At 43.7% G+C, this 22,064-nt stretch carries 23 protein-coding genes, 1 riboswitch and 1 other annotated feature; of the genes, 10 read left to right on the forward strand and 13 right to left on the reverse strand.

Going from position 1 to position 22,064, the window contains the following annotated elements; translation table 11 throughout:
- The first annotated feature begins 16 nt into the window (after positions 1-16).
- On the forward strand, positions 17-808 hold the full coding sequence (locus tag LCL89_RS08250) for an HAD family hydrolase (RefSeq protein WP_224809659.1): 792 nt from the start codon (positions 17-19) through the stop codon (positions 806-808).
- Positions 809-881: 73 nt separating this feature from the next.
- On the opposite strand, the gene recX is transcribed toward LCL89_RS08250, so the two are convergent.
- Positions 882-1,694: a recombination regulator RecX gene (gene recX, locus LCL89_RS08255; RefSeq protein ID WP_224809660.1), complete on the reverse strand. Its 813-nt coding sequence runs from the start codon at positions 1,692-1,694 to the stop codon at positions 882-884.
- A gap of 86 nt (positions 1,695-1,780) precedes the next feature.
- Between recX and LCL89_RS08260 the strand changes: the two genes are divergently transcribed.
- From LCL89_RS08260 to LCL89_RS08280, 5 genes are all read left to right on the forward strand, one after another.
- Positions 1,781-2,686: a TIGR01777 family oxidoreductase gene (locus tag LCL89_RS08260; protein ID WP_224809661.1), complete on the forward strand. Its 906-nt coding sequence runs from the start codon at positions 1,781-1,783 to the stop codon at positions 2,684-2,686.
- 104 nt (positions 2,687-2,790) lie between these two features.
- Positions 2,791-3,912: an amidohydrolase gene (locus tag LCL89_RS08265; protein ID WP_224809662.1), complete on the forward strand. Its 1,122-nt coding sequence runs from the start codon at positions 2,791-2,793 to the stop codon at positions 3,910-3,912.
- Positions 3,913-4,113: 201 nt separating this feature from the next.
- Entirely contained in the window at positions 4,114-4,908 is a 795-nt protein-coding gene (locus tag LCL89_RS08270) for a DUF4397 domain-containing protein (RefSeq protein ID WP_224809664.1), read from the forward strand.
- A gap of 3 nt (positions 4,909-4,911) precedes the next feature.
- Positions 4,912-5,595 carry a class F sortase gene (locus tag LCL89_RS08275; protein ID WP_224809666.1) on the forward strand — a complete coding sequence of 228 codons (684 nt, stop codon included), beginning with the start codon at positions 4,912-4,914 and terminating at the stop codon, positions 5,593-5,595.
- A 280-nt stretch (positions 5,596-5,875) separates the two neighbouring features.
- On the forward strand, positions 5,876-6,427 hold the full coding sequence (locus LCL89_RS08280; protein WP_197317767.1) for a GNAT family N-acetyltransferase: 552 nt from the start codon (positions 5,876-5,878) through the stop codon (positions 6,425-6,427).
- Between the two features lie 646 nt (positions 6,428-7,073).
- Here the strand turns inward: LCL89_RS08280 and LCL89_RS08285 are convergent.
- Positions 7,074-7,745: an RsiV family protein gene (locus LCL89_RS08285; protein WP_224809668.1), complete on the reverse strand. Its 672-nt coding sequence runs from the start codon at positions 7,743-7,745 to the stop codon at positions 7,074-7,076.
- Between the two features lie 139 nt (positions 7,746-7,884).
- Here LCL89_RS08285 and LCL89_RS08290 point away from each other — a divergent pair, with 139 nt between their 5' ends.
- The gene (locus tag LCL89_RS08290; protein ID WP_224809670.1) at positions 7,885-8,697 is read left to right on the forward strand and encodes a GNAT family N-acetyltransferase; all 813 of its coding nucleotides are present in this window, start codon (positions 7,885-7,887) and stop codon (positions 8,695-8,697) included.
- 49 nt (positions 8,698-8,746) lie between these two features.
- Complete coding sequence (locus LCL89_RS08295) at positions 8,747-9,106, forward strand: Lin0512 family protein (protein ID WP_224809672.1); 360 nt, start codon at positions 8,747-8,749, stop codon at positions 9,104-9,106.
- 47 nt (positions 9,107-9,153) lie between these two features.
- On the opposite strand, the gene LCL89_RS08300 is transcribed toward LCL89_RS08295, so the two are convergent.
- The 7 genes from LCL89_RS08300 to LCL89_RS08330 all read right to left on the reverse strand — a co-directional run bounded on the left by LCL89_RS08300 (position 9,154) and on the right by LCL89_RS08330 (position 15,220).
- Positions 9,154-9,822, reverse strand: coding sequence for a TraR/DksA C4-type zinc finger protein (locus LCL89_RS08300; RefSeq protein ID WP_224809674.1), 669 nt, complete (start codon positions 9,820-9,822; stop codon positions 9,154-9,156).
- A gap of 97 nt (positions 9,823-9,919) precedes the next feature.
- A complete protein-coding gene (locus LCL89_RS08305) occupies positions 9,920-11,056 on the reverse strand; it encodes a bifunctional cystathionine gamma-lyase/homocysteine desulfhydrase (protein WP_224809676.1) in 1,137 nt (378 codons plus the stop codon).
- Between the two features lie 4 nt (positions 11,057-11,060).
- Positions 11,061-11,978: a PLP-dependent cysteine synthase family protein gene (locus LCL89_RS08310; RefSeq protein WP_224809678.1), complete on the reverse strand. Its 918-nt coding sequence runs from the start codon at positions 11,976-11,978 to the stop codon at positions 11,061-11,063.
- Between the two features lie 17 nt (positions 11,979-11,995).
- A complete protein-coding gene (locus tag LCL89_RS08315; RefSeq protein ID WP_224809680.1) occupies positions 11,996-12,457 on the reverse strand; it encodes an S-ribosylhomocysteine lyase in 462 nt (153 codons plus the stop codon).
- 4 nt (positions 12,458-12,461) lie between these two features.
- On the reverse strand, positions 12,462-13,103 hold the full coding sequence (locus tag LCL89_RS08320; protein ID WP_224809682.1) for a class I SAM-dependent DNA methyltransferase: 642 nt from the start codon (positions 13,101-13,103) through the stop codon (positions 12,462-12,464).
- Positions 13,104-13,262: 159 nt separating this feature from the next.
- Positions 13,263-14,399, reverse strand: a complete 1,137-nt coding sequence (locus LCL89_RS08325; RefSeq protein WP_224810049.1) for a DEAD/DEAH box helicase — start codon at positions 14,397-14,399, stop codon at positions 13,263-13,265.
- Positions 14,400-14,557: 158 nt separating this feature from the next.
- Positions 14,558-15,220, reverse strand: a complete 663-nt coding sequence (locus LCL89_RS08330; protein ID WP_224809684.1) for a peroxiredoxin — start codon at positions 15,218-15,220, stop codon at positions 14,558-14,560.
- Positions 15,221-15,416: 196 nt separating this feature from the next.
- Here LCL89_RS08330 and LCL89_RS08335 point away from each other — a divergent pair, with 196 nt between their 5' ends.
- Positions 15,417-16,604, forward strand: coding sequence for a M14 family metallopeptidase (locus tag LCL89_RS08335; protein ID WP_224809686.1), 1,188 nt, complete (start codon positions 15,417-15,419; stop codon positions 16,602-16,604).
- 30 nt (positions 16,605-16,634) lie between these two features.
- On the opposite strand, the gene LCL89_RS08340 is transcribed toward LCL89_RS08335, so the two are convergent.
- The 3 genes from LCL89_RS08340 to LCL89_RS08350 form a co-directional block, all read right to left on the reverse strand.
- Positions 16,635-16,979, reverse strand: a complete 345-nt coding sequence (locus LCL89_RS08340) for a hypothetical protein (protein ID WP_224809688.1) — start codon at positions 16,977-16,979, stop codon at positions 16,635-16,637.
- Positions 16,980-17,148: 169 nt separating this feature from the next.
- Positions 17,149-18,519 carry an argininosuccinate lyase gene (gene argH / locus LCL89_RS08345; RefSeq protein WP_224809690.1) on the reverse strand — a complete coding sequence of 457 codons (1,371 nt, stop codon included), beginning with the start codon at positions 18,517-18,519 and terminating at the stop codon, positions 17,149-17,151.
- Positions 18,512-19,747, reverse strand: coding sequence for an argininosuccinate synthase (locus LCL89_RS08350; RefSeq protein ID WP_197317780.1), 1,236 nt, complete (start codon positions 19,745-19,747; stop codon positions 18,512-18,514). Before LCL89_RS08350 ends, argH begins: the two co-directional genes overlap by 8 nt.
- A gap of 52 nt (positions 19,748-19,799) precedes the next feature.
- Positions 19,800-20,018: a binding site (T-box leader), on the reverse strand.
- Between the two features lie 487 nt (positions 20,019-20,505).
- Between LCL89_RS08350 and LCL89_RS08355 the strand changes: the two genes are divergently transcribed.
- Positions 20,506-21,132 (forward strand): SurA N-terminal domain-containing protein, encoded by a 627-nt coding sequence (locus tag LCL89_RS08355; RefSeq protein WP_224809691.1) that lies wholly within the window; start codon positions 20,506-20,508, stop codon positions 21,130-21,132.
- 295 nt (positions 21,133-21,427) lie between these two features.
- Here LCL89_RS08355 and LCL89_RS08360 read toward each other — a convergent pair whose 3' ends face one another.
- Positions 21,428-21,847, reverse strand: a complete 420-nt coding sequence (locus LCL89_RS08360) for a hypothetical protein (RefSeq protein ID WP_224809693.1) — start codon at positions 21,845-21,847, stop codon at positions 21,428-21,430.
- Positions 21,848-21,985: 138 nt separating this feature from the next.
- Positions 21,986-22,030: riboswitch (PreQ1 riboswitch) on the forward strand.
- Positions 22,031-22,064: the final 34 nt, after the last annotated feature.

Consider the following 22,064-nt stretch of genomic DNA (forward strand, 5'->3'; position numbering starts at 1 on the left):
AAGGAGATCTTCTTCCATGATTAAATTATTTGTCAGTGACTTGGATGGTACATTACTCGACATGGACCATTTCATAAAGAATGAAGATATAGATGCGATTCACGATATCGTTAACCGCAATGTCCCAATCACTGTTGCCTCTGGTCGAATGGACCATGAAATTCAGGAGGTCATGAAGCGTGTAGGTGTACCTGCACACAGAGTCAGCCAGAATGGCGCATTTGTATATGATTCAAATCACGAGCATATATACTCTAAAACATTTGATGGTGCTTTAGCCAGAAAGGTTATGGCCGCAATTGAAAGCGAACCTTTAGTCAAAACCGTGTCCACAGCAGATAAAACGTACACGGAAGAACACAATGAATGGATCGACTTTATCTCCCAGCATTTATTCCATGATATTATCGTTGCCCCAGATATGGTCGATCAATTCGGAGCTGCAATTGCACCATCAAAAATAACGCTGCACGGACATGAAAATGAGGTGATGGATGCTTTCAAAAGAATTGACAGCCATTTCGTTGATGAAATCGACAGCTTCATTTCTCATGAAACTTGTGTCGACGTCATGCCTAAAGCCATCAACAAAGGAAACGGTCTTCGTTCCTTGATGAAAGAACTGGATGTAAATCCTGAAGAAATCGCATGTGTCGGTGACTCATTCAACGACATCGCAATGTTCGAGCTCACTCCTCACAGTTATGCCATGTCCACAGCCCATGATGATGTAAAGCGAAAAGCCAACACTATTGTGGATCATGTCCATGAGGCGATAGAAGATTTAGAGAAAAAAGGATTACTTTGATGAAAAAAGACTGAGCTTTCAATGCTCAGTCTTTTTCATCTTCTATTATTGAATACCTGAACTTATAAAATACTCATTCCTCACAATATTCATCAAGGAAGCGATCGATGAGATCAAAAGAGAATCCTTTCCGATACATCCCCTGCTTGATTTTTTGCTTCAACTCAAACCCTTCCGCCTTGCGCTCAAACTTCCTTAGTAACTTCTCTCCTTGGTATACGGCCGCTTCCCACTCCTGATCTTCCTCTTCATCCACCGGAAGATTGGCGATTACTTCTTGGATGATCTCTCCTCCATACCCTTTCTGCATCAATGTCTGCTGTAGGTTTTGAAGTTGCTGCCGGAATGATTTTTTCCCGCTATTCTTCAATTTCTTCTCCGCGAACTTCCGAGCTTTTTCATATTGTTTATCAAAACTGAAATGTGTGAGAGCTTCTTCTGCCTGCTGGGCACTCACACCTTTTTCCAACAGTTCTTTCTTCAAAAGCAGCGGACCTTTACTAGAAGTCATGATTCTTGTGCGGACAAGTGAATTGGCAAACTCCTGATCATCTAAAAACTTCTCATCGTATAAGCGCTTTACGATTTCATCTATATGTTCCGGATCCACTTCTTTCTCGCTCAAATAATCCCTGATTTCCTTTTCAGAGCGCATCCGATAGCTTAAATAATTGATTGCAAGGGTATAGGATTTATGTAAGGTATCTGTTTGGATCAAAGCCTCGATCGTGGCATCATCCAGTTCCATATTTTTTTGCAGACGGTACTTAATTAAGACATCTTCGTCCACACTAAACCCGTAGGCTTCCCCCTGGCCTCTGTCCAAAAAGATATTGTACCGATTCTTATGCTTTTTTTGCGTCGTGATTTTTGTCAGTTTTGCCATCATGGTCCACCCCTTTTTAATATTTATTGTAGCATGTGAGCACCGACCCATGTCATTCATGATAATCGTTGAAGGAGGAAAATCATATGAATATAGTTGTTACAGGTGGAACAGGATTTGTCGGTCGACATTTGACTGAGACGTTGGTACGTGAGGGACATCATGTCTACATACTTACCAGGAGCCCGGAAAATAAGGAAAACACAGGTTCCGTCACTTACGTGGGCTGGTTGAAAGAGGAATATGACCCGTCCGAACATCTGCCTCACATTGATGCCATCGTCAATCTGGCAGGAGAATCGCTGAATAGCGGTAGGTGGACAGAAGAACGTAAGAAATCCATTTTGAACAGCCGCCTCGATGCAACCCAGGGAGTGCTGGATTTGATCGATCGATTACCAAAGAAGCCCGAAGTCCTCGTCAACGCTTCAGCTGTCGGTTACTATGGTCAATCAAAAACTAAAACTTTTACAGAGGAAACGACTACTCCAGGTAACGATTTCCTTGCCAACGTCGTTACTCAATGGGAAGACCGTGCCTCTCAAGCTGTTGAAAAAGGCCTCCGTACTGTTTATGTCCGTTTCGGGATCATACTGGGTGAAGAAGGAGCTCTGCCAAAAATGATCCTTCCATACAAAATGATGATCGGAGGGAATCTGGGTTCCGGAGAACAATGGATGTCGTGGGTTCATATCCAGGATGTCGTCGGATTAATCGATTTTGCCATTCATCATAAGGAAATCGAAGGGCCGCTGAATGGAACAGCACCTGAACCGAAAAGAAATAAAGATTTCGGCAAAATTTTAAGTGATGTATTGAATCGACCTCATTGGATTCCTGCTCCAGCCTTCGCTTTGAAAATCGCCCTCGGAGATATGAGCACGCTTCTTTTGAATGGGCAGTGCGTTGTTCCTAAAAAAGCGACGACCCGAGGATATCATTTCCGCTACCCTGAATTAAAAACGGCATTGGAATCCATTTTAGTGAAATAAAAAGTAAGAGTGAAGTTTTATAAAAAGCTTCACTCTTTTTATGTTCCTTGATCGAAAAAAAAGTATAATAAGAATAACACGAAAAAAGAAAGGCTGTATGCATTATGAACACCGTCATTACCAATGTAACCCTTCACCCCATCACGTCACCATCCATCTCTGATGGTAAGGTCCATATCGTAGATGGAAAGATTCATGATTATGGAACGGAAATTCCTCTGCCGGAACAGGCAGAATATATAGACGGGAAGGGATTCCATCTCTATCCGGGCTTTGTCGATGTCCACACCCACCTTGGACTTTATGATGAAGGGACGGGATGGGCAGGCAGTGATGCCAACGAAACGATTGAAGCGGTTACGCCTCACTTACGAGCCATTGACGGTGCCCACCCCCTCGACCCCGCATTCTTTAATGCCAGGAAAGCCGGGGTCACGACAGCTCATATCATGCCGGGAAGTGCCAACATGATCGGAGGAATGACATCAGTCATCAAAACAGTCGGTCACACGATCAACGAAATGATCGTGAAAGAGACAGCAGGCCTAAAACTTGCTTTAGGTGAAAATCCGAAACGCATCCATTCTCAATCCAAGAATGCTTCCATAACGAGACTCGGAATCATGGGCACATTGAGGGAAACGTTTTATGCAGCGATGCACGACCCTGAACCGGACTTACGTGCCAAACCGATTTTAAAAGCGTTGAACAGAGAAATCCCAGTCAGGATTCATGCGCACCGCGCAGATGATATCGTCACTGCCATCCGGTTCGCTGAAGAATTCAACCTGGATTTACGAATCGAGCATTGTACTGAGGGTCACTTGATTGCAGAAGAACTCTCAGGAAGAGGACTCCAAGTTTCTGTCGGCCCTACATTCACACGAGCTTCCAAAATTGAACTGAGGAACAAGACGTGGCAGACTTATAAAATTCTCCACGATCATGGAATCAAAGTGTCGATAACGACCGATCACCCTTATACGCCGATACAATACTTGAACATCTGTGCGGCTCTAGCTGCTAGAGAAGGGATGGAAATCGAAGATGCTTTGAGAGGCATCACGATTATTCCCGCTAAAAACTTAGGTGTCGATGATCGAGTCGGTTCGATTGAAAAAGGAAAAGACGCAGACCTTGTACTGTGGAGTGGTCATCCGTTCGAGTTCATGTCCAAACCGATATGGACGATGATTGACGGAAACATGGTCTATTTTCAAGAATAATACAGAGGATAACACCGGGAATAGCACCGGTGTTTTTTATGTTCAGCACATTAAGAGAGTTTTAAGGTTTGAAATTATTTAAAAAGGTGAATATTATAGTTGTACAAAGGTTGCGCAACCTTTAAACAAAAACAAAACAAAATATTCGTCCATCTGCCACCTGTGTTGGTTTTCAAAACATAATACTTAAGGAGTGGGAAAATGAAAAAATTATTAGCTTCATTATCTGCTGTTGTATTGATTTTGGGAATGTTTGCTCCATCCGTGTTTGCGAAAGATCACGCTGATATGGCCAAGGTCCGTGGCCTTCACGCTTCACCTGATGCTCCAGCTGTAGATGTATATGTCGATGGAAACGCTGTTGTCGAAGGCGCTGAATTCAAAGCCGCAACTGACTATATGGAACTACCAGCCGGAGAGCACCAAGTAGAAATTTATGCTGCTGGTACGAAAGGCAGCCAGGATCCGGTCATCTCTGCGAACGTGAACGTTGAGGCTGGAATGGCTTATACTGCCGCTGCCATCAACACGTTGGAAAACCTTGAGTTAAAGGCGATCCAGGATTCTATGGAAGCTGCTGAAGGAAAATCTAAAGTACGCGTAGGCCACTTCATTCCAGGTGCACCTGCGGTTGACGTAGGTTTGGTCGGTAGAGATGCGATCTTCTCTGGCGCTGAATTCCCGATGGTTACAGACTACAAAGAACTTGACCCGGGTACGTATGATCTGGAAGTCCGCACAACAGACGGCACACAGTTGATCGACCTTTCTGGAACGACATTAGAAGGCAGTAAGGTTTATAGTGCGTTTGCTGTAGGAACGGCTGACAACCCTGAAGTTCTATTGCTTGAAGACTCTGCTGCGATGCCGACTTCCATGCCTAAAACAGGCTTCGGTGGTGCCAATGATTCCAACGCTTTACTAGCAGCGACTGCTCTTGGACTAGCTGCAATGGGCGCTGGCTTCGTGATTTTCCGCAGACGTTCAGAAGCGTAAACAATGAAAAAGATATGGTTTCCTGTAACCCTGGGCTTCCTCGTATTTATCGTAAGCTTCCAATTGCTTAAAGATGAACCCGCTAAGGAAGCCAGGGTTCTTTCTTCTTCATCACCAAAAAACACGGAAGTCACAAATATTGGCACCGAATGGGTCAAGGATGATCTTGAGTCCGCTCCCATCAAAAAGAACTATACACCCGCAACAGTCGTCGGAGAAAATGACGGTACAGGAATCCGTCCAGATCGAATCGTCATTCCTTCTATCGAGGTGGATGCAAAAGTTCAAGCCAAAGGGTATACAAAAGACGGTGGAATGGCCGTTCCTGACAGCGTCACTGACGTAGGATGGTTTGAACCCGGGACAGAACCAGGCCGCAGAGGAAATGCCGTCATCGCCGGTCACGTGGATGGTCAATATGGTCCTGCCGTATTTTTCGACCTAAAAAAGCTTCAATCCGGAGATGAACTTCATGTCTATGATAAAAAAGGAAACAGACTCACCTACACGGTGCAGGAGGTCGTCGCCTACCCCGTCGATCAAGCACCCATCCGAAAGCTTTTCGGACCGACAAATAAAAAAGCACTTAACCTGATTACGTGTACAGGGACTTATGATAAAAGTGCAGGGGGATATTTGGAACGGTTAGCCGTATATACAGTATTAACCGACCGTACAAAAGCTTGATGCAGACCCCAAAAATTTCTAGCAGAAGTACGAAAAATTTTATTCACATTTTCAGCAAAATCGATTATGATAAAGGTAGTTGTTACTGTAAACGTTTATGGTACAGGGAAGGCAAATGGTGCGCCACCAGTTTATACTGGTTCTAGTGGGTTCGATTCCCACCCCGAATTTTTGTGAGCTTTTGATAAAAATTCGAGGGTGGTCCGGACCAACTACCGGCGTGGCGTTTGCCTTTTTGCGCGCGTTCGGCCACCCTCCTAACATCAAGGAGGGATTTTTTATGCTGAAAAAACGTGATTTACACGAAGCCCCGGTTTTATACGAGTTGATGAGCCACCCGGAAGTTTTTCCTTATGTCCGCCACAAAGCTTCTTCGACAGATGAGTTTTACTTCGTGACTAAACAAACCATAGAAGCAGAAGATCGGGGTGAATTGATTTCACGTACCATCCTTGATGAGTGGGAGCAGCCGATCGGAACGATCAACCTTTTTGACGTCCAGGACAACAAAGGATTCCTTGCCACTTGGATCGGCAAGCCGTATTTCGGGAAAGGGTATAATAAAATAGCGAAAGAGGCATTTTTTGAAGAGCTCTTCTTCCATTTGAATATTGAAGCGATTTTCATGAAAATCCGCCGCACGAACCAACGCTCGATGAAAGCCGCTCTTAAAATTCCTTATGTCAGTTCTGCCAACTTCTCCTACCCTGACATCCACGCTTGGGTAAACCGGATTGAAGATGTATATGATTTATTTGTAATTACGAAAGAGCAATATTTGTTCCATTACTACGGTGACCAGTCTCAGAACGAAGAAGCATTGGAAGCATAAGCATGCGCTTATGCTTCTTTTTTTGTATTGGCATGTTTTGTTATTCCACTTGTGAGCTTGTATCAACTCTTCACGTAAACGTATTCTTAGTGAGTCTGCCTTGGGAATGACTCGCTTTCCGAGGGGTACCGTGCGTCTCCTCAGGCTGAAGCCTTCCGGGGTCTCACGATGTTCCTATATCCCACTGGAGTCTCGATATTCCCATGCCCTCCTCAAAATGGGTGGAACAAAATGACCGTATACCTTTTAATAGAAAACTCCTTTATACCACCTACGAATGGGAGGGAAGGGAAAACAGGTAGACTCCTGCGGGAAAAGGAACAAGGTGAGACCCCGGAGAACGGAGTTCGAAGAGGCTCACCGTTCCCCACGGAAAGCGGACTGTTTTCCCTTCCCTCCCATACTCTGATAAAAAGGTTACCAAAACCGCCACCCCAGACGAGCGAGCTTGAAAAAAATCGTTATATCCACTGAAACCAATTAATTATCCACAACACTGTGCACAGTGTTGATAAACTCACAAAACCTTTGACACTATTGAGATTGGTATTTTCACCCATTGTTTATAAACTCACTGCTTTTGATTGTGGATATTGTGGATATAATTGTGCATATGTTGATCTGAAAGGAATAGTGTTGTGAATAATTATGTGATTATCGGAAAAGGTGCATATGTTTCCCCTGCATCCTCTTTTTTCAATACACGTTTCAACTCAATCCGTATTTCCGGGTTGCCGTGGACGCCTGCAGCGACTTCATATTTGTTGAAAACAAGGACAAGCTGTCCTTCCGTAATGTAAAAGGCTGTATTTTCCCTTACACCATTGAACTTATGGTATAAAAACGTATCCCTGTCCTGGGCCATCACTTTTCTCACTTCTCCATTCAATATGTCCATATGGACGAGATCCTTTAAAGAAGTAATTTTCCCATCTGCAGAATCAATGAAATTCACGGATGAGACAGTCGAATGATACTGTTCACCTCGTGTGATACTCGTATTCATCACTACGGAATAATAATCGTCCTGCTTATAAACGGTGGATTCTTCATAGTACAACACAGGAAAACCTACAAATTCACTTGCTTCTCTCCTGATATTTCTGAATGTGTGCTCAAGTTTCTGAACGATTTCCCGGTTCACTTCTTCCTGCAAGGTTTTGTTTTTGAGATGTTCGAACAGCGGATAGTCGACGTGTATTTCCCAATCTTGAGTGATTTTATCTTTATGTCTGATTTTATAAAGGCTTTCTGCTTCCACATTGATTGTATTTCCAATAATTAATAAGCTTAAGATGATTGAACATAGATGCTTCAATCCTGATCCCTCCTCTGCCTCTTAGTTTTACCTAAAATAACAAAACTAAAGGAAATCAAAAGATATTTTTGAAAAGGAACGGTTGTATTGTCGGAAAATTCTGGTACAATGAATGTTATTTATTGTAGGAGGGGTTAGTATGATTCGACGCTTGTGCGAAGAAGATGAAGCGATTTGCTTCCAATTGTTATCGAACAAACCTGCAGAGAACTTATTCATCATTGGAGATATTGAGAATTTCGGTTTCAATGAACCATTTCAAAAATTGTGGGGAAATTTTGATGAGACGGGCCGATTGACAGGCATCTTGTTGAAATACCATGGGAATTATATCTGCTATGCCGAAGGACCTTTTGATGCTGAAGGATTTGCCGACATCATCAACAAAGATCCTCGTTCCAATGAATTATCCGGACTCAAGTCGATGACAGAACAGATCCTTCCCTACATCAAACGATCTTCATCCGCTACGAGGGAACTTTATTATGCAAAATGTGAAGACCCTCAAAATTTAGATGAAACATTGGAACTGGACACGGTCCAGCTTGCTGGAATTGAAAACATACCGGACATCCTTGCCTTACGAAAAAAAATTCCTGAATTCAGAGAAAATGAAAATATCGAAAAGATTATGAAAAACGGGTTGGAAAGTAAATCGAAGAGAATATTCTTCTTGAAAGAAAACAATACCATTTTGTCCTCCGCCGCCACTACAGCTGAAAATTCTATGTCAGCCATGATCGTAGGCGTTTGTACGGATCCCGATCACACGAAGCGCGGATACGCAAGTCTGGTCATGACACGACTGTGCAGAGAATTATTGAACGAAGGGAAAATGTTGTGTTTATTCTACGATAACCCTGCAGCCGGTAAAATTTATAAGCGCCTTGGCTTCAGGGACATCGGCATGTGGATGATGCATTCCTTTGAAACGGCGAAACAGCCAACTTGATCATACATGTGTTAAAATAGCCGTGAAATAAAGAAAGGTGGAATTTCACATGGATCAACTCATGTTCATACAAACGGGTATGGGAACGGACGTCCACGGACAAAACATTACAAAAGCGTCTGTTCGCGCTATCAAAAATGCGATTCATACGAATTCCATGCCAGGCATTCGTACGGTTCTCCCTGAACAATCACTGGACCATATGAAAATCAACGTCAAATTAGCTCTGCCCTGCGATCATGATCAACTTGATCATGAACAAGTCAGAAAAGCGATCCCCTATGGTGAAGTGAATATCGAAGTTGTTCAAGGCGGCATGCTTACAAGCAGCGGCATACTGCTGGAGGACAAAGAAGATAAGAATGATTTGATGTATATCGTAAACGCAGCCATAGAAGTCGGCTATTAAAAAGAGGCGCCCAACAGGCGCCTCTTTCCTTTTATTCGGTATCTGCTTTATTGCTCCAGTTCATCCGCTTCATCCATGAATTTTTCATAGTGTTCATTCCGCTGAAACGCTACATTGTCAGGTCCGGTATAGCCATTCATATCAGTACCTACGAATGACTCGAAGTCTTCAACATAGCCCACACCTTCCTCGCTATCCATCAACGATGAGCCATCATATACCATACTGCTTTCATTAAACGCAGCGACTCGTTCGTATGCATTTTCTTCATTGAAATGAGGGTGTGAAGGTTGTCTCCCATAACTGTCCTCCATGTCTTCGAGGACGTCTTCTTCTGCGGGACGATCCGTAGAAATCGATTGATTTGGTGAAGCTTCAGCGACAGTTCTTGCTGTCGGTAAAGCTTCGAGTCGCTCCGGATCGATTGGACGACCAGTCTTCTCACAAATTCCGTACGTGCCATTTTCCATTTTTTTCAGTGAATATTGAATATCGGATAACTCTTCTTTTAAATGGCCTAATAAGGCAATATCTTTCTCTCGTTCATAAAGCTCTGTACCTGAGTCAGCGGGGTGATTGTCGTATTGAGATAATTCCCCGGAAGCAACATCGCTCGCGAACCCTCTTTCCAATCCGTAGCGACCCTGCTCCAGCAAGCGCTCTTCAATTTCAAGCTTGCGCTCTTCCAATTGTTTTTTGTAGTGTGTGTAATCCATATCAGTCACTCCTAAAGGTATTCCCCTTTAGTTTGGCTCATCCTTAATTGAGTATACAAAAAGGAGCACCTTCACTTTGAGATGCTCCTTTCATCGTTTATTTTCTTAACGCTTGTAAAAAGTCTTCCTTGAGATCTTCAATATCTTCGAGCCCTATAGAGACACGAACAAGACCATCTGTAATCCCCAACTCCGCACGCCGTTCTTTAGGTATAGAAGCATGTGTCATCATCGCAGGAACAGAAATCAAACTTTCGACAGCTCCCAAGCTTTCTGCCAGAGTGAAATAGCGTACATTTCGAAGCACCTGATCCGCTTTTTCTCCAGATCCAACATCAAAGGAAATCATGCCGCCGTTTCCTCGTGCTTGTTTGTGGTGAACGTCACTTCCACGATGATTTGCGAGTCCAGGATAATAAATGTCCGTAACCTCCGGCAGTTCTTCGAGAAATTCAACAAACTGACGTGTATTCGATTCAATTTCTTCCATACGAATTCCAAGCGTCTTGATTCCCCGCATCAAAAGCCAGGAATCCTGAGGACCAAGAATGCCTCCCGAAGAATTCAGGATAAAATGGACATCCTCAGCAAGCTTTTCCGAATTAACGACCACAAGTCCTGCTACGACATCGCTGTGTCCGCCGAGATACTTCGTGGCACTGTGAAGGACGATGTCCGCTCCGAATTCAATCGGGTTCTGCCAATAAGGAGTGCTGAACGTATTATCGACAATCAACTTTAAATCCTTATCCTTCGCTAAATCAGAAACTTTCTGCAGGTCCGTGATTTTCAAAAGCGGGTTGGTCGGCGTCTCGATATAGATCGCTTTCGTACTCTCCGTCACCGCATCTTCAATGTTTTTAACATCACTCGTGTCTACGAAGGTCGCTTCTAGACCGAATCGGTTGATGACATTCGACACTAAACGATACGTGCCGCCGTACACGTCATCGGTGAAAATGACATGATCCCCCTGGTTGAACGTCATCAATACGGCTGTGATGGCCGCCATCCCTGAACCGAAAGCGAAGCCGCGGTGGCCTCCTTCCAAATCTTTGATCAACTCTTCTAGAGCAAAACGAGTCGGGTTCCCTGTACGGGAGTATTCGTAACCTCGATGCTGTCCTACGCCGTCCTGTTCATACGTACTCACTTGATAGATCGGTACTGAAACGGCCCCGGTCTTTTCATCTCCTGTTATTCCGCCATGTATCAGCTGTGTTTTTTTCCTCATATGTTCACTCCTCGTAAATCCCTTGACTTAAGTATCGTTCGCTGCTGTCTGGAAAAATGGTCACGATTTTCGCTCCCGGCTCAGCGTTTTCCGCTTCAATCAAAGCCGCTTCAAAAGCTGCACCGGATGAGCTTGCCACAAGCAGACCTTCATTCAAAGCCAGTTCTTTGACCCTTTTAAACGCAGCATCGTCTGAAATCGTGTGGATGCTATCGAAATAATTCGTATCCATATAAAAAGGTAGAAACTCCATGCCGATCCCTTCTGTCCGGTGTGGTCCCGGGTCTCCGCCATTTAAAATCGATCCTTCTGGTTCGACGATGCATGTCTTGATTCGTTCGTTTTTCTCCTTCAAGTAGCGGGAGGTTCCCATGAAGGTCCCCCCTGTCCCTGCTCCTGCGAGGAAGATATCGATGTCCCCATCCATATCCTTATATATTTCAGGACCCAATGTTTCGTAATACGTATCCGGGTTCGCTTGATTATTGAATTGCTGCAGACTGAAAGCCCCCGGAATCTCTTCACATAACTGCTCGGCTTTAAGAATAGCTCCACGCATCCCATCTTCCGTAGGTGTGTTGACCACTTGAGCTCCGAGCGCCCGCATCAACGTCTGTTTTTCACGGCTGAATTTTTCCGGCGTAACAAAAATGACTTGGAATCCTCTCCCGATGGCTGCCAGTGCAACACCTATTCCGGTATTACCTGCAGTAGGTTCAATCAGCGTTCCTCCAGCTTTCAGCTTCCCTTTTTCAACAGCATCTTCAATCAGCTTCACTCCCAGCCGGTCCTTGACACTTCCACCAGGGTTCATGAATTCAAGCTTGGCAAAAATCCTCGCCTGATTAGGGATTTTTGAATGAGTCAGTTCAATCATTGGAGTATGACCGACCAACGCTTGGATGTTACGCACATAACCCATGATCCATCACCCTCCGATTATTGAAACACTTCCGTCCATTCGTCACGTTTTTCCAAAAGCTCCTGTGCAAGTTCCTGGGCACCTTCTAAGCTGTGACTCGCCGCCCATCCGCACTGAACTTCATTGCAGGCAGGTACTTCTTCCGCATCCAATACGTCCTGAAGTGTCTTTTCGATGACCTCAAGGATATTGTCATAGCTGTCATCGTTTAAAACAGCGATATAAAAACCTGTCTGGCATCCCATTGGTCCGACATCCACGATGCGGTCGTGGTGGTTACGGCTGTTTTCTGCCATCAGATGTTCCAATGAATGAAGTGCAGGCATCTCCATATGTTCTTTGTTCGGTTGTTTGATACGTAAATCATATTTATAAATCTTGTCTCCATGAGTGCCTTCCGTTACACCAGCTAAACGGACATAAGGAGCTTTCACCTTCGTATGATCTAAATTGAAGCTTTCTACGTTCATTTTCGTCATGTCTTCATTCTCCTTTTTTTGCCCGGATCAACCAGGCATATTTATTCAACTGCTGGAATGAAACCTCAAACCCTTCTTTCACAAACATCTCTTTTAAGTCTTCGAGATAAGGGTAGTATTCTTCCTGCAAATCTTGAGCTAATTTAGAATAACCTTGTTCTTCTGCATTTTTTATCAATGTATGTTTATAGGATTCATCTTTGAACAATGTATCGATAAAAATGACTTCTCCCTCAGGTTCCAACAGTTCCTTATAATTGCGGATCGCTTCTTTCTTCTCTTCGGAATTCAAATGATGAAAAGCGAAAGAACTGACAATCGAGCGAATCGGTGCAACGAGGGTCGGATAATTCAAGAAGTCCCCTTCATAAATACCCGCTTCCGGACATTTGATTTTGGCGATTTTCCTCATTTCCCTGGAAGGTTCAATTCCGAATACGACTTTATTATGTTGAATGATTTTCCGCGTCAAATTCGCCGTGCCCACTCCGAACTCCATTACCGGTGACTGGGCTAACCCGGCAAGTTTTCCGAGCATTTCATCATACCCTGAAAAAACTTCCCTGTACTCCGGATCGTTGCCTGCTACCGTCTCATCATACGTACTCGCCCATTGATCGAATAAATCTACAAACTCAATTCCCACTGCTTCCAGCCCCTTAATGTTTATAATTCCTATGAATTAACTCGGAATTACTCTTTTAACTTATCATATTTCAAAAAGATACTCAATGGAATAGGCTCATGTCCTGATTCCATAAAAAAGCCAGCCCTTTTAAAAAAGGCTGGCAGCAATGAACTGTAATTATCTTCTTCTGTTTTTTCGGCGCGTCATATTTTGCTTTCCGGCAGTGGAAGGTTCTTTTTCCTTCCCAGGCGAGAGTTGGTCTATAAACCGCCGCTCAATTTTCTGGTCGATATTTTTTTCAATCTGACGCAGGTAAGGACGATCTTTTGGAGCGGCAAACGTAATCGCCAACCCTTTTCCACCTGCTCGACCCGTCCGTCCGATCCGGTGAATGTAGCTTTCTGCATCCAGCGGAATATCGTAATTGAACACGTGAGTAATGCCCTCTACATCCAAACCGCGGGCAGCTACATCAGTCGCTACCAAGTATTGGATCTTGGCTTCTCTGAACCGCTCCATCACTTTTTCACGTTTGGCCTGAGAAAGGTCGCCATGAAGCTCATCGACTTCAAAGCCTTCGGCGGAAAGCTTATCATGCAATTTTTTTGTCCTGCGTTTCGTCCGGCAGAAAATGACCGCCAAAAACGGACGGTGTTCCTTCATGATCGTAAGCAGAGTGTCCTGCTTGGCACGATCCGTCGTTTCATAAAGCAGCTGCTTGATGTTCGTCAATGTCACTTTTTCTTCTTCGACTACAATCTGTTTTGGCTGACGGAGGATTTTCTTCCCAAGAGAACGGACATCTTTTGTAATAGTCGCTGAAAAAAGCAGTGTCTGTCGTTCGCCCGGGGTTTCATCGAGAATCTGTTGTACATCCGGAAGAAACCCTGCTTCCAACATTTGATCCGCTTCATCCAAAACCACATGATTAACCGAATCCAGTGAGACGGTCCCTCTTCTTATATGATCCAATAATCTTCCCGGGGTGGCGATGACGATATGAGCGTTTCCTTTCAGACGATTCGCCTGCTTAGCGACATCTTGTCCCCCATAAACCGCGAGCACCTTCGTGTCTTCACTTTTGAACTTTTCTACCTCTTTGGTAATCTGCAAAGCCAGCTCTCTTGTAGGAGTAACGACCAAGGCCTGGACTTCCGCAGCTTCCGGGTTGATTTTTTCTAAGATCGGCAGCAAAAAAGCCAATGTCTTCCCCGTTCCTGTCTGAGCTTGAGCGATGACATCTTCCCCCTCCATGATGGACGGGATTGCTTGCGCTTGAATGGGGGTTGGTTGAGCGATCCCCTGCTTTTTCATTAATTCTATACGATCGGCGTGTACGCCTAATTGCTTGAATGTTGTATTCACTTTATTCACTTCTTCCTTTTTTTAACCTATCTGCTCATTGTACCCGAATGTAAGCTCTGTTGTATATGTAAAAAACAAAAAGGCTGCCTGTTACAGCAGCCGATTCATCATTTGATCTCTTTTTTAGAAATGTACCAGTCGATATATTCAATGTCGTCACGCTTGGCACGCTCTGCCGCTTCTTCCTGGGATTTAGGCGGTGACAGTACGCCTTTGTCCCCTTCAAGCCAATTGGCTGGTGTCGATACTTGATGTTCATCCGTTGTTTGTAACGCTTTGACAAGCCGTAAAATTTCATGCATATTCCGTCCGGTCGTCAGTGGATAGTAAATGATCGAGCGGATTTTTTGTTTATCATCAATGACAAAAACCGCACGAGTGGTCTCCACCTGGCTTTCTCCCGGCATGATCATTCCGTATTTCATTGCAACTTCCTTGTCCAAATCCGCAATGACAGGAAACTCGATGTTCGTATCAAAATTTTCTTCAATGCTTCTTATCCAGGCGATATGTGAAGAAACGCTGTCCACACTCAAGCCCAGCAATTCTGTATTCATCTTTCTCAATTCCGGATAAATTTCTTGAAGGCCTACAAACTCTGTCGTACAAACCGGCGTAAAATCAGACGGGTGGGAGAATAACACAAGCCACTTCCCGCTATAGTCTTCAAGCTTGATATTCCCTTGGTTCGTCGCAGCCTGAAAACCAGGTGCATCATCTCCGATTCTCGGCATCGTCACTTGACGTTCTTCTGTTTGTACTTGATCCATTGTTTACCTCCTTTGAAATATTTGTTCCACATAATTACAAATTCCACATTCCGTCCAGATTAATCCTTTTAATTAGAGAATGAGCCTAAAGTAATATCCATATATTACCTTATACACATATTTACCGGTCTGGTTCATGGATGATCGAATGGCACCATATAGTAGTATGAGGACATTTATGTAAGGAGGCGGTCCATTGAAGGTTCAAGTGAGAAAAGGGGATACATTTTGGTATTATTCAAACCTCTTCAATGTGCCTTTGACATTAATCATAGACTCCAATCCCGATTCCGATCCGAAAACTCTTCAGATTGGAGATACTGTTCATATCCCCGGGTACCAGGTCAGCTATTACAAGGTGCAAAAAGGAGATACATTCTGGAGACTGGCAAGTGAGCGGAGACTGGCTCTTGACATGTTGGCATTGTTGAACCCGAATGAGAGCCCGCGGAATTTACAGGTCGGACAGACTTTGCGCATTCCGGTCCAAGTCGGGTTCAGAATCGTCGATGGCAGGCAGGCCTATGATTTTGATGTTCTGACGAAACACTTAAAAGAATTATTGGATACCTACCCGTTTATCCGTACGGAAAAAATCGGCCAGAGTGTGATGGGCAAAGATTTGCTGGAACTCCAAATCGGTCACGGTTCCAAAGTCGTTCATTGGAACGGATCCTTCCATGCCAATGAGTGGATCACTACAGCTACCATCATGCAGTTTTTGAATGATTACTTGATTGCCTTGACGAACAAAGAGCCGATCCGTGGTCTCGACGTCAGCCCTTATTATGAGCAGGTCACGTTATCGATTGTCCCCATGGTCGATCCGGATGGCGTCAACCTTGTGCTTCAAGGGCCGCCCAAGGGTCCGTTCGGGGAAGAGGCTCTCAGAATCAACAATGGGAATGAGGATTTTTCAGGATGGAAGGCCAATATCCGTGGTGTCGACTTGAACAATCAGTTCCCTGCCAAATGGGAAGTGGAAGCTGAACGAAAACCTAAAAAACCCCGTTATAGAGACTTTCCAGGCGAAAAGCCTCTGACGGAGCCGGAAGCGATTGCTATGGCTGAACTGGCACAGGCGAGGCAGTTTGAAAAGATGCTCGCTTTCCATACCCAAGGGGAGGTCATCTACTGGGGATATGAAGGAAAAGAACCTCCACGTGCTTTCACGATCGTCAATGAATTCCGGAGAGTCAGCGGGTATGAACCGATTCGATATGTCGACAGTTATGCAGGATACAAAGACTGGTTCATCAAAGTTTATGAACGCCCGGGATTCACGGTTGAACTCGGGGAAGGCACGAACCCGCTGCCTATCAGTCAATTCGATGAAATTTACCAGGAGACCATCGGGATTTTTTTAGCGAGTTTATATATGTAAAAAAAACAGATGCCGGTTAAGGCATCTGTTTTACTTTTCTTTCAAGTGAATTTTCTGCATATGACCTTCGTGCTTTTCAATTATGCTTAGGGCGCGGTCATATTCTTCTTCCTGAACATAAAAATGAAGAGTATGAGTGAGATGCCTTTTATCAGATAATGCCCCGTCCTTATCAAACTCTGGCTTAAGCACCTCAGTGAAGTTCAAGGCGCCTCCTGTATGGGATGAACTGACCACCGGCACCACATGGGCCATTTCTGTTTCATCTGGAATAGGCTCCACTAATTCTTTTTCAACCGTCAATGCCTGCAGATCCGCTTTCGCACTTTCTGCATCATTTTCATTTTTGAAAAAAGCTTCAATATATTTACTCATCTTCGTTCCTCCTTCTCTTATCTAAGAGTGCAGTACTTTTATAATAGCCTGCAGGAGAAATCTCAAACATGTTAACTTCAGTTTGGTCGATATTTTTTTGCTGATAAAATTAGATTTTCGCTGATAAATGAGCTCAGTATAATTAAAAAACGGGTGGAATCCACCCGCTCTACAAATATTGCTTAGCTAATTGTATTTGCTTATGAACCTGCTTGAACCCCGTGCCGCCTTGACTGTTTCTCGCAGCCACCACCTGTTCCGGCGCAAGTTTCTCAAAAATGTCCTCTTCAAACAGATCAGAAAACTGCTGATACTCTTCGATAGTCAAATCGAGCAGATACTTTTCATTTTGAATTCCATAAAGGACGATCTGCCCGATCACTTCATGCGCCTGACGAAACGGCATTCCTTTAATAGCTAAATAATCGGCAATATCCGTCGCATTGGAGTAGTCTTCTTTGACCGCATTACGCATCTGCCCGACGTTCACTTCCATTGACTCCAGCATTGGTGCCAAAAGGGACAGTGCTCCTTCCAAAGTCTCTGCTGTATCGAACATGCCCTCTTTGTCCTCCTGCATATCCTTATTGTAAGCGAGAGGCAGACCTTTCAGTAAAGTCAAAAGTCCCATCAAGTTGCCATAAATCCGTCCTGTCTTTCCACGTAGCAATTCAGGTACATCAGGATTTTTCTTCTGAGGCATGATACTCGATCCGGTGCAAAAGGCGTCATCCAGCTCAACGAAGTTGAACTCCTGACTGCTCCACAAAATCAACTCCTCAGATAGACGTGAAATATGGGTGATCATGATAGAAGAAATCGATAAAAATTCGAGAATGAAATCACGATCACTGACCGCATCCAGAGAATTAGGATAGACCCTTTCAAACCCAAGCGCTTCTGCTGTCATTTCACGATCGATGGAATAAGGCGTCCCTGCAAGTGCCGCTGCCCCAAGCGGTGACCAGTTGATTCGTTTCAAGCTGTCCTGCAGGCGTTCTTTATCTCTTTCAAACATCCAGAAATAAGCGAGCAAATGGTGTCCGAACGAGATAGGCTGAGCCCGCTGCAGGTGTGTATAGCCCGGAAGAATCGTTTCTACATGTTGTTCTGCCTGCTGAAGCAAGGCCGATTGCACTTGTTCAACGAGTTCTACCATCAGTTCTGTCTTTTCACGCATGTATAAATGCATGTCTGTCGCCACCTGATCGTTCCGGCTTCTCCCCGTGTGCAGCTTGCCGCCGACAGGACCGATTTCTTCAATCAGTAATTTTTCAATATTCATATGGATATCCTCATCCGCGACAGAAAATTCAACTTCACCTTTTTCTATTTTGCCTTCGATGATCGATAACCCTTTTTTAATATCAGAAACTTCATTTTGAGAAATGATCCCGCACTTCCCCAACATATCGACATGGGCGAGGCTGCCCTGGATATCCTGCTTGGCAAGTTTCTGATCGAAGTTGATCGAAGAGGTATACTCTTCGACCAGCTTATTGGTTGGTTTTGTAAAACGCCCGCCCCACAATTTAGTCATGACTGCTCACCTTCGCTGAATTCAATAATTTTTCCCCTTTGTGGACATCTGCGTGCACTTTGGTCGGGAGCCCCCAAAGCTTGATGAAACCGACAGCTGCGTTATGGTCGAACGCATCTTCTTTGGAATACGTAGAAAGCTTTTCATTATAAAGGCTGACTGGTGATTTCTTACCGATGACCGTGTGATGGCCTTTGAACAATTTCACTTTCACTGTACCTGTGACCACTTTCTGTGTCGTATCTACGAATGCAGACAATGCCGGCTGAAGCGGGGAATACCATAGACCGTCATAAATGAGTTTCGATAATTGCTGATCGACATTCACCTTGTATTGAGAAACTTCTCTCGTCAGGGTCAAGAACTCCAACTCTTTATGAGCGTTGATCAAAATCATTGCAGCAGGGTTTTCATACACCTCTCTCGACTTGATTCCTACGAGACGATTTTCGGTGTGATCGATCCGTCCGACGCCATGCTCTCCGCCAAGATCATTCAACTTTTCAATCAATGGAACGAGGTCCATCGGCTGGCCGTTCAAAGCGACCGGCTTTCCTTCGACAAAATCTATGGAAATGATCTCAGGCTGATCCGGTGTCTCTTCAATCGGATTCGTCCAGGCATATGCGGCTTCAGGTGCTTCCTTCCAAGGATCTTCCAACACCCCGGCTTCACAAGCACGCCCCCAAATGTTCGCATCGATCGAGAACGGGTTTTCCAGGTTCACTGGAATAGGAATCCCTTTTTCTTCTGCATACACAATCTGCTCATCCCGAGTCATTCCCCATTCTCTTACAGGAGCAATGACTTCAAGATCAGGATTCAGCGCTTGTATCGAAACCTCGAACCGCACCTGGTCATTTCCTTTCCCGGTACAGCCGTGAGCAACCGCCACCGCTCCTTCCTGTTCTGCCACTTCAACGAGAAGTTTCGAAATCAAAGGACGGGATAGAGCTGAAGATAGTGGATACTTCCCTTCGTACAAAGCGTTCGCTTTCAAAGCAGGCATCAAATAATTTTCTGCGAGTAACTCTTTCGCATCCACCATGATCGCTTTGATCGCTCCGACATCCAGTGCTTTTTGACGAATCGCTTCCAAGTCTTTTCCTTCCCCTACATCAAGCCCCAGCGCGATGACGTCATACCCGTATTTCTCCTGAATCCATTTCACAGAAATCGATGTATCCAATCCACCTGAATATGCTAATACAACCTTTGGTTTTGTCATTTCTATTCCTCCTCTTATTTATGTCCATAAAAAAATCCGTCTCCTACTTAAAGTAAGAGACGGATACTCTATTCAAGAACCGCGGTGCCACTCTCATTGTCCAGACTGCTGGACCAACTCGAAGCTGATAACGGGGGCTCCCGGTTCTAGCTACTCAATTTCACTGAACTTCTCTGAAGTGCGCTTCCGAAAGGATCGATCACCAGGCTTGCACCACCCCTGACTCGCTGAACACCGTAACCATTCGTACTCTCTTCATCACAGAATGTATTTTTATTAGTTTATGTTTATAATTATACAAAAGCATTCAAAGAAGTCAACCCTCTTTTTCAAAGAATGTGAGATTTATGAATCAAGCTGATGTTGATCTTCTCTTTTAATCAAAAGGGACTTATTTGAATTCGGAGTACCGGGTCGTCGAGTAAGGGGCCGCTTTTTCGACGCCCCTTTCCAAATTGACTTTCGAAAATCATATTTATTGTTAAAATTGAAAACTAATAGTTAAACGACCTGAAAGAACGCTTATAGATGTATTCTTTTTGATTGAGCGTGTGCTGCACCGCTTGAATCTCTTTCTCGTTTCTATTCAGAGGTAAACTGAGAAGATGATACAATACGAGATGCAGATGATTTATACATAACTAATAGTAACTATCTTTGTGAGTCAGAATTCAACATCGTATGGAAAGCTGGTAACGTCCAACCTATTGGACATCCAGTGGATGCTTCGTAATAACAATCTGTAAGGAGGTTCTATTTTGAAGAAAAAAATTATTTTATTTGGTGCTCTTGCCTTGGTATTGGTTGTAGCAGCAGGAGCTTCGTTGATGAACAGCAAGCAGGAGAACTTCGGTGCGGTGATGTCCTCGCTGGAGGATACAATTGGCGGAAAGCCTTCAAGTGTTGAAGAAATGAAATTCCTTACGCACAAGAACATTGAACAGGTCACTTATTTCAACCAAGAAATGAAAGTGGAAGACAAAAAAATGAATGCAGGCGAAGCTCGTCAAGCAGCCATCGAATCTTTGATTGAAAAAGAAGCGATTTATCACAAAGCGAAAGAGCAAGGATTTTCAGTCAGTGATGCTGAACTGAAAGAAGTCTTGGATCAGTATTCTAAAACCTTTAAAGAAGAAAAGCCTGAAGATTTAATGAATTTACTAAAAGGGTTAGATTTAACAATCGATGAATACCTATATGAATACAAATCTGAAGAGTATCGTTATCATATTTTGGAAAGTAAATTCGCTGAAGAAATAGGTAAAGACAAAGAAGGATTTGGCGAGAAGATAAATAACTGGAATTCTAAGGTAGATGGATGGGTGCAAGATTTCAAATCAAATAATCAAGACAAAATCGAACAAATCACATCTTCTTTAAAGTAAGGATGCATGAATAATTCCCTTCGCCACTTTGGTGGAGGGGATTTTTTTATAAACAACCGCCTCTGAAGGAACTGTTTTGTTAAGGGCACTCTTCTGTGATTAATAGGGAATGTACTAATGAAATATGGAAGTTTCAAAAGTACCAAAACGTAACGTAGCTTCAGAAAACGAATAAACTCCTATGGAATTCACATGATTGATGAGACTAAAATTTCACTGACCCTAAGACAAAAAAGGCTGCCATATGCCTGGCAGCCTTTTAACTAAACCTGTATCCTATTCAATTTCTTACAAACTACCGCTGATCCCCTTCTTCTCCGGTCAACGATCTGACAAGTACAACACCTGCTAATATCGGCAGGATCAATTCTGTTTGAGGCATAGAAAAGACTTCAATGAATAATGGAGGATCGGCACTGAACCACTGTAATATATTCCACGGGGAAATAATAAAAGCAAGGATCAGAAGAGAAACCGAAAACAGCAACGTCCAATCCAGCTTCCAATTTCCTTTGAATAACTGAATGACCTTTTTATATTCCAGCATTATTCCAAATAAAACTCCCAGTGAAGTAAATATGTAGTAGTACACATATAAGCCATCGAATCTTTCTTTCGCTATTTCCAGGCCTTCATAGGATAAATCCATCAAGAAAAACCAACCCGAAAAAGCAATGACGACGACTGCAATTTCTATGATTCTATTTTTCACCATACTCTCCCCTCTCTATGTATGCTTAGATAATGGTAACATATTCAAATTCAGGATAACGAATGAATACTTCCTTTTTTCACCCCGTTCATGTTATAATTTCTGTTGGTCTGATAATAAAATAATAAATCCGTAAATATAACGGGAGAGGTTCTAGCGACACCCTCTATAAAAAACTAAGGATGGAACTATACCTTGCCTTAGGTATGGTTTTTTTATG

It is taken from the genome of Halobacillus yeomjeoni (assembly GCF_020171525.1).
GTDB classification, from domain to species: Bacteria; Bacillota; Bacilli; order Bacillales; family Halobacillaceae; genus Halobacillus; species Halobacillus yeomjeoni.

Excerpts from the sequence above, each read along its gene's own strand:
- LCL89_RS08260 (WP_224809661.1), top strand. The coding sequence starts at position 1,781 with ATGAATATAGTTGTTACAGGTGGAACAGGATTTGTCGGTCGACATTTG.
- LCL89_RS08295 (WP_224809672.1), top strand. The coding sequence starts at position 8,747 with ATGGATCAACTCATGTTCATACAAACGGGTATGGGAACGGACGTCCAC.
- LCL89_RS08325 (WP_224810049.1), bottom strand. The coding sequence starts at position 14,399 with ATGAAAAAGCAGGGGATCGCTCAACCAACCCCCATTCAAGCGCAAGCA.
- LCL89_RS08300 (WP_224809674.1), bottom strand. The coding sequence starts at position 9,822 with ATGGATTACACACACTACAAAAAACAATTGGAAGAGCGCAAGCTTGAA.
- LCL89_RS08310 (WP_224809678.1), bottom strand. The coding sequence starts at position 11,978 with ATGGGTTATGTGCGTAACATCCAAGCGTTGGTCGGTCATACTCCAATG.
- recX (WP_224809660.1), bottom strand. The coding sequence starts at position 1,694 with ATGGCAAAACTGACAAAAATCACGACGCAAAAAAAGCATAAGAATCGG.
- LCL89_RS08270 (WP_224809664.1), top strand. The coding sequence starts at position 4,114 with ATGAAAAAATTATTAGCTTCATTATCTGCTGTTGTATTGATTTTGGGA.
- LCL89_RS08350 (WP_197317780.1), bottom strand. The coding sequence starts at position 19,747 with ATGACAAAACCAAAGGTTGTATTAGCATATTCAGGTGGATTGGATACA.
- LCL89_RS08250 (WP_224809659.1), top strand. The coding sequence starts at position 17 with ATGATTAAATTATTTGTCAGTGACTTGGATGGTACATTACTCGACATG.
- LCL89_RS08315 (WP_224809680.1), bottom strand. The coding sequence starts at position 12,457 with ATGACGAAAATGAACGTAGAAAGCTTCAATTTAGATCATACGAAGGTG.
- LCL89_RS08275 (WP_224809666.1), top strand. The coding sequence starts at position 4,912 with ATGAAAAAGATATGGTTTCCTGTAACCCTGGGCTTCCTCGTATTTATC.
- LCL89_RS08265 (WP_224809662.1), top strand. The coding sequence starts at position 2,791 with ATGAACACCGTCATTACCAATGTAACCCTTCACCCCATCACGTCACCA.
- argH (WP_224809690.1), bottom strand. The coding sequence starts at position 18,519 with ATGACTAAATTGTGGGGCGGGCGTTTTACAAAACCAACCAATAAGCTG.
- LCL89_RS08360 (WP_224809693.1), bottom strand. The coding sequence starts at position 21,847 with ATGGTGAAAAATAGAATCATAGAAATTGCAGTCGTCGTCATTGCTTTT.
- LCL89_RS08330 (WP_224809684.1), bottom strand. The coding sequence starts at position 15,220 with ATGGATCAAGTACAAACAGAAGAACGTCAAGTGACGATGCCGAGAATC.
- LCL89_RS08340 (WP_224809688.1), bottom strand. The coding sequence starts at position 16,979 with ATGAGTAAATATATTGAAGCTTTTTTCAAAAATGAAAATGATGCAGAA.
- LCL89_RS08305 (WP_224809676.1), bottom strand. The coding sequence starts at position 11,056 with ATGAGGAAAAAAACACAGCTGATACATGGCGGAATAACAGGAGATGAA.
- LCL89_RS08290 (WP_224809670.1), top strand. The coding sequence starts at position 7,885 with ATGATTCGACGCTTGTGCGAAGAAGATGAAGCGATTTGCTTCCAATTG.
- LCL89_RS08280 (WP_197317767.1), top strand. The coding sequence starts at position 5,876 with ATGCTGAAAAAACGTGATTTACACGAAGCCCCGGTTTTATACGAGTTG.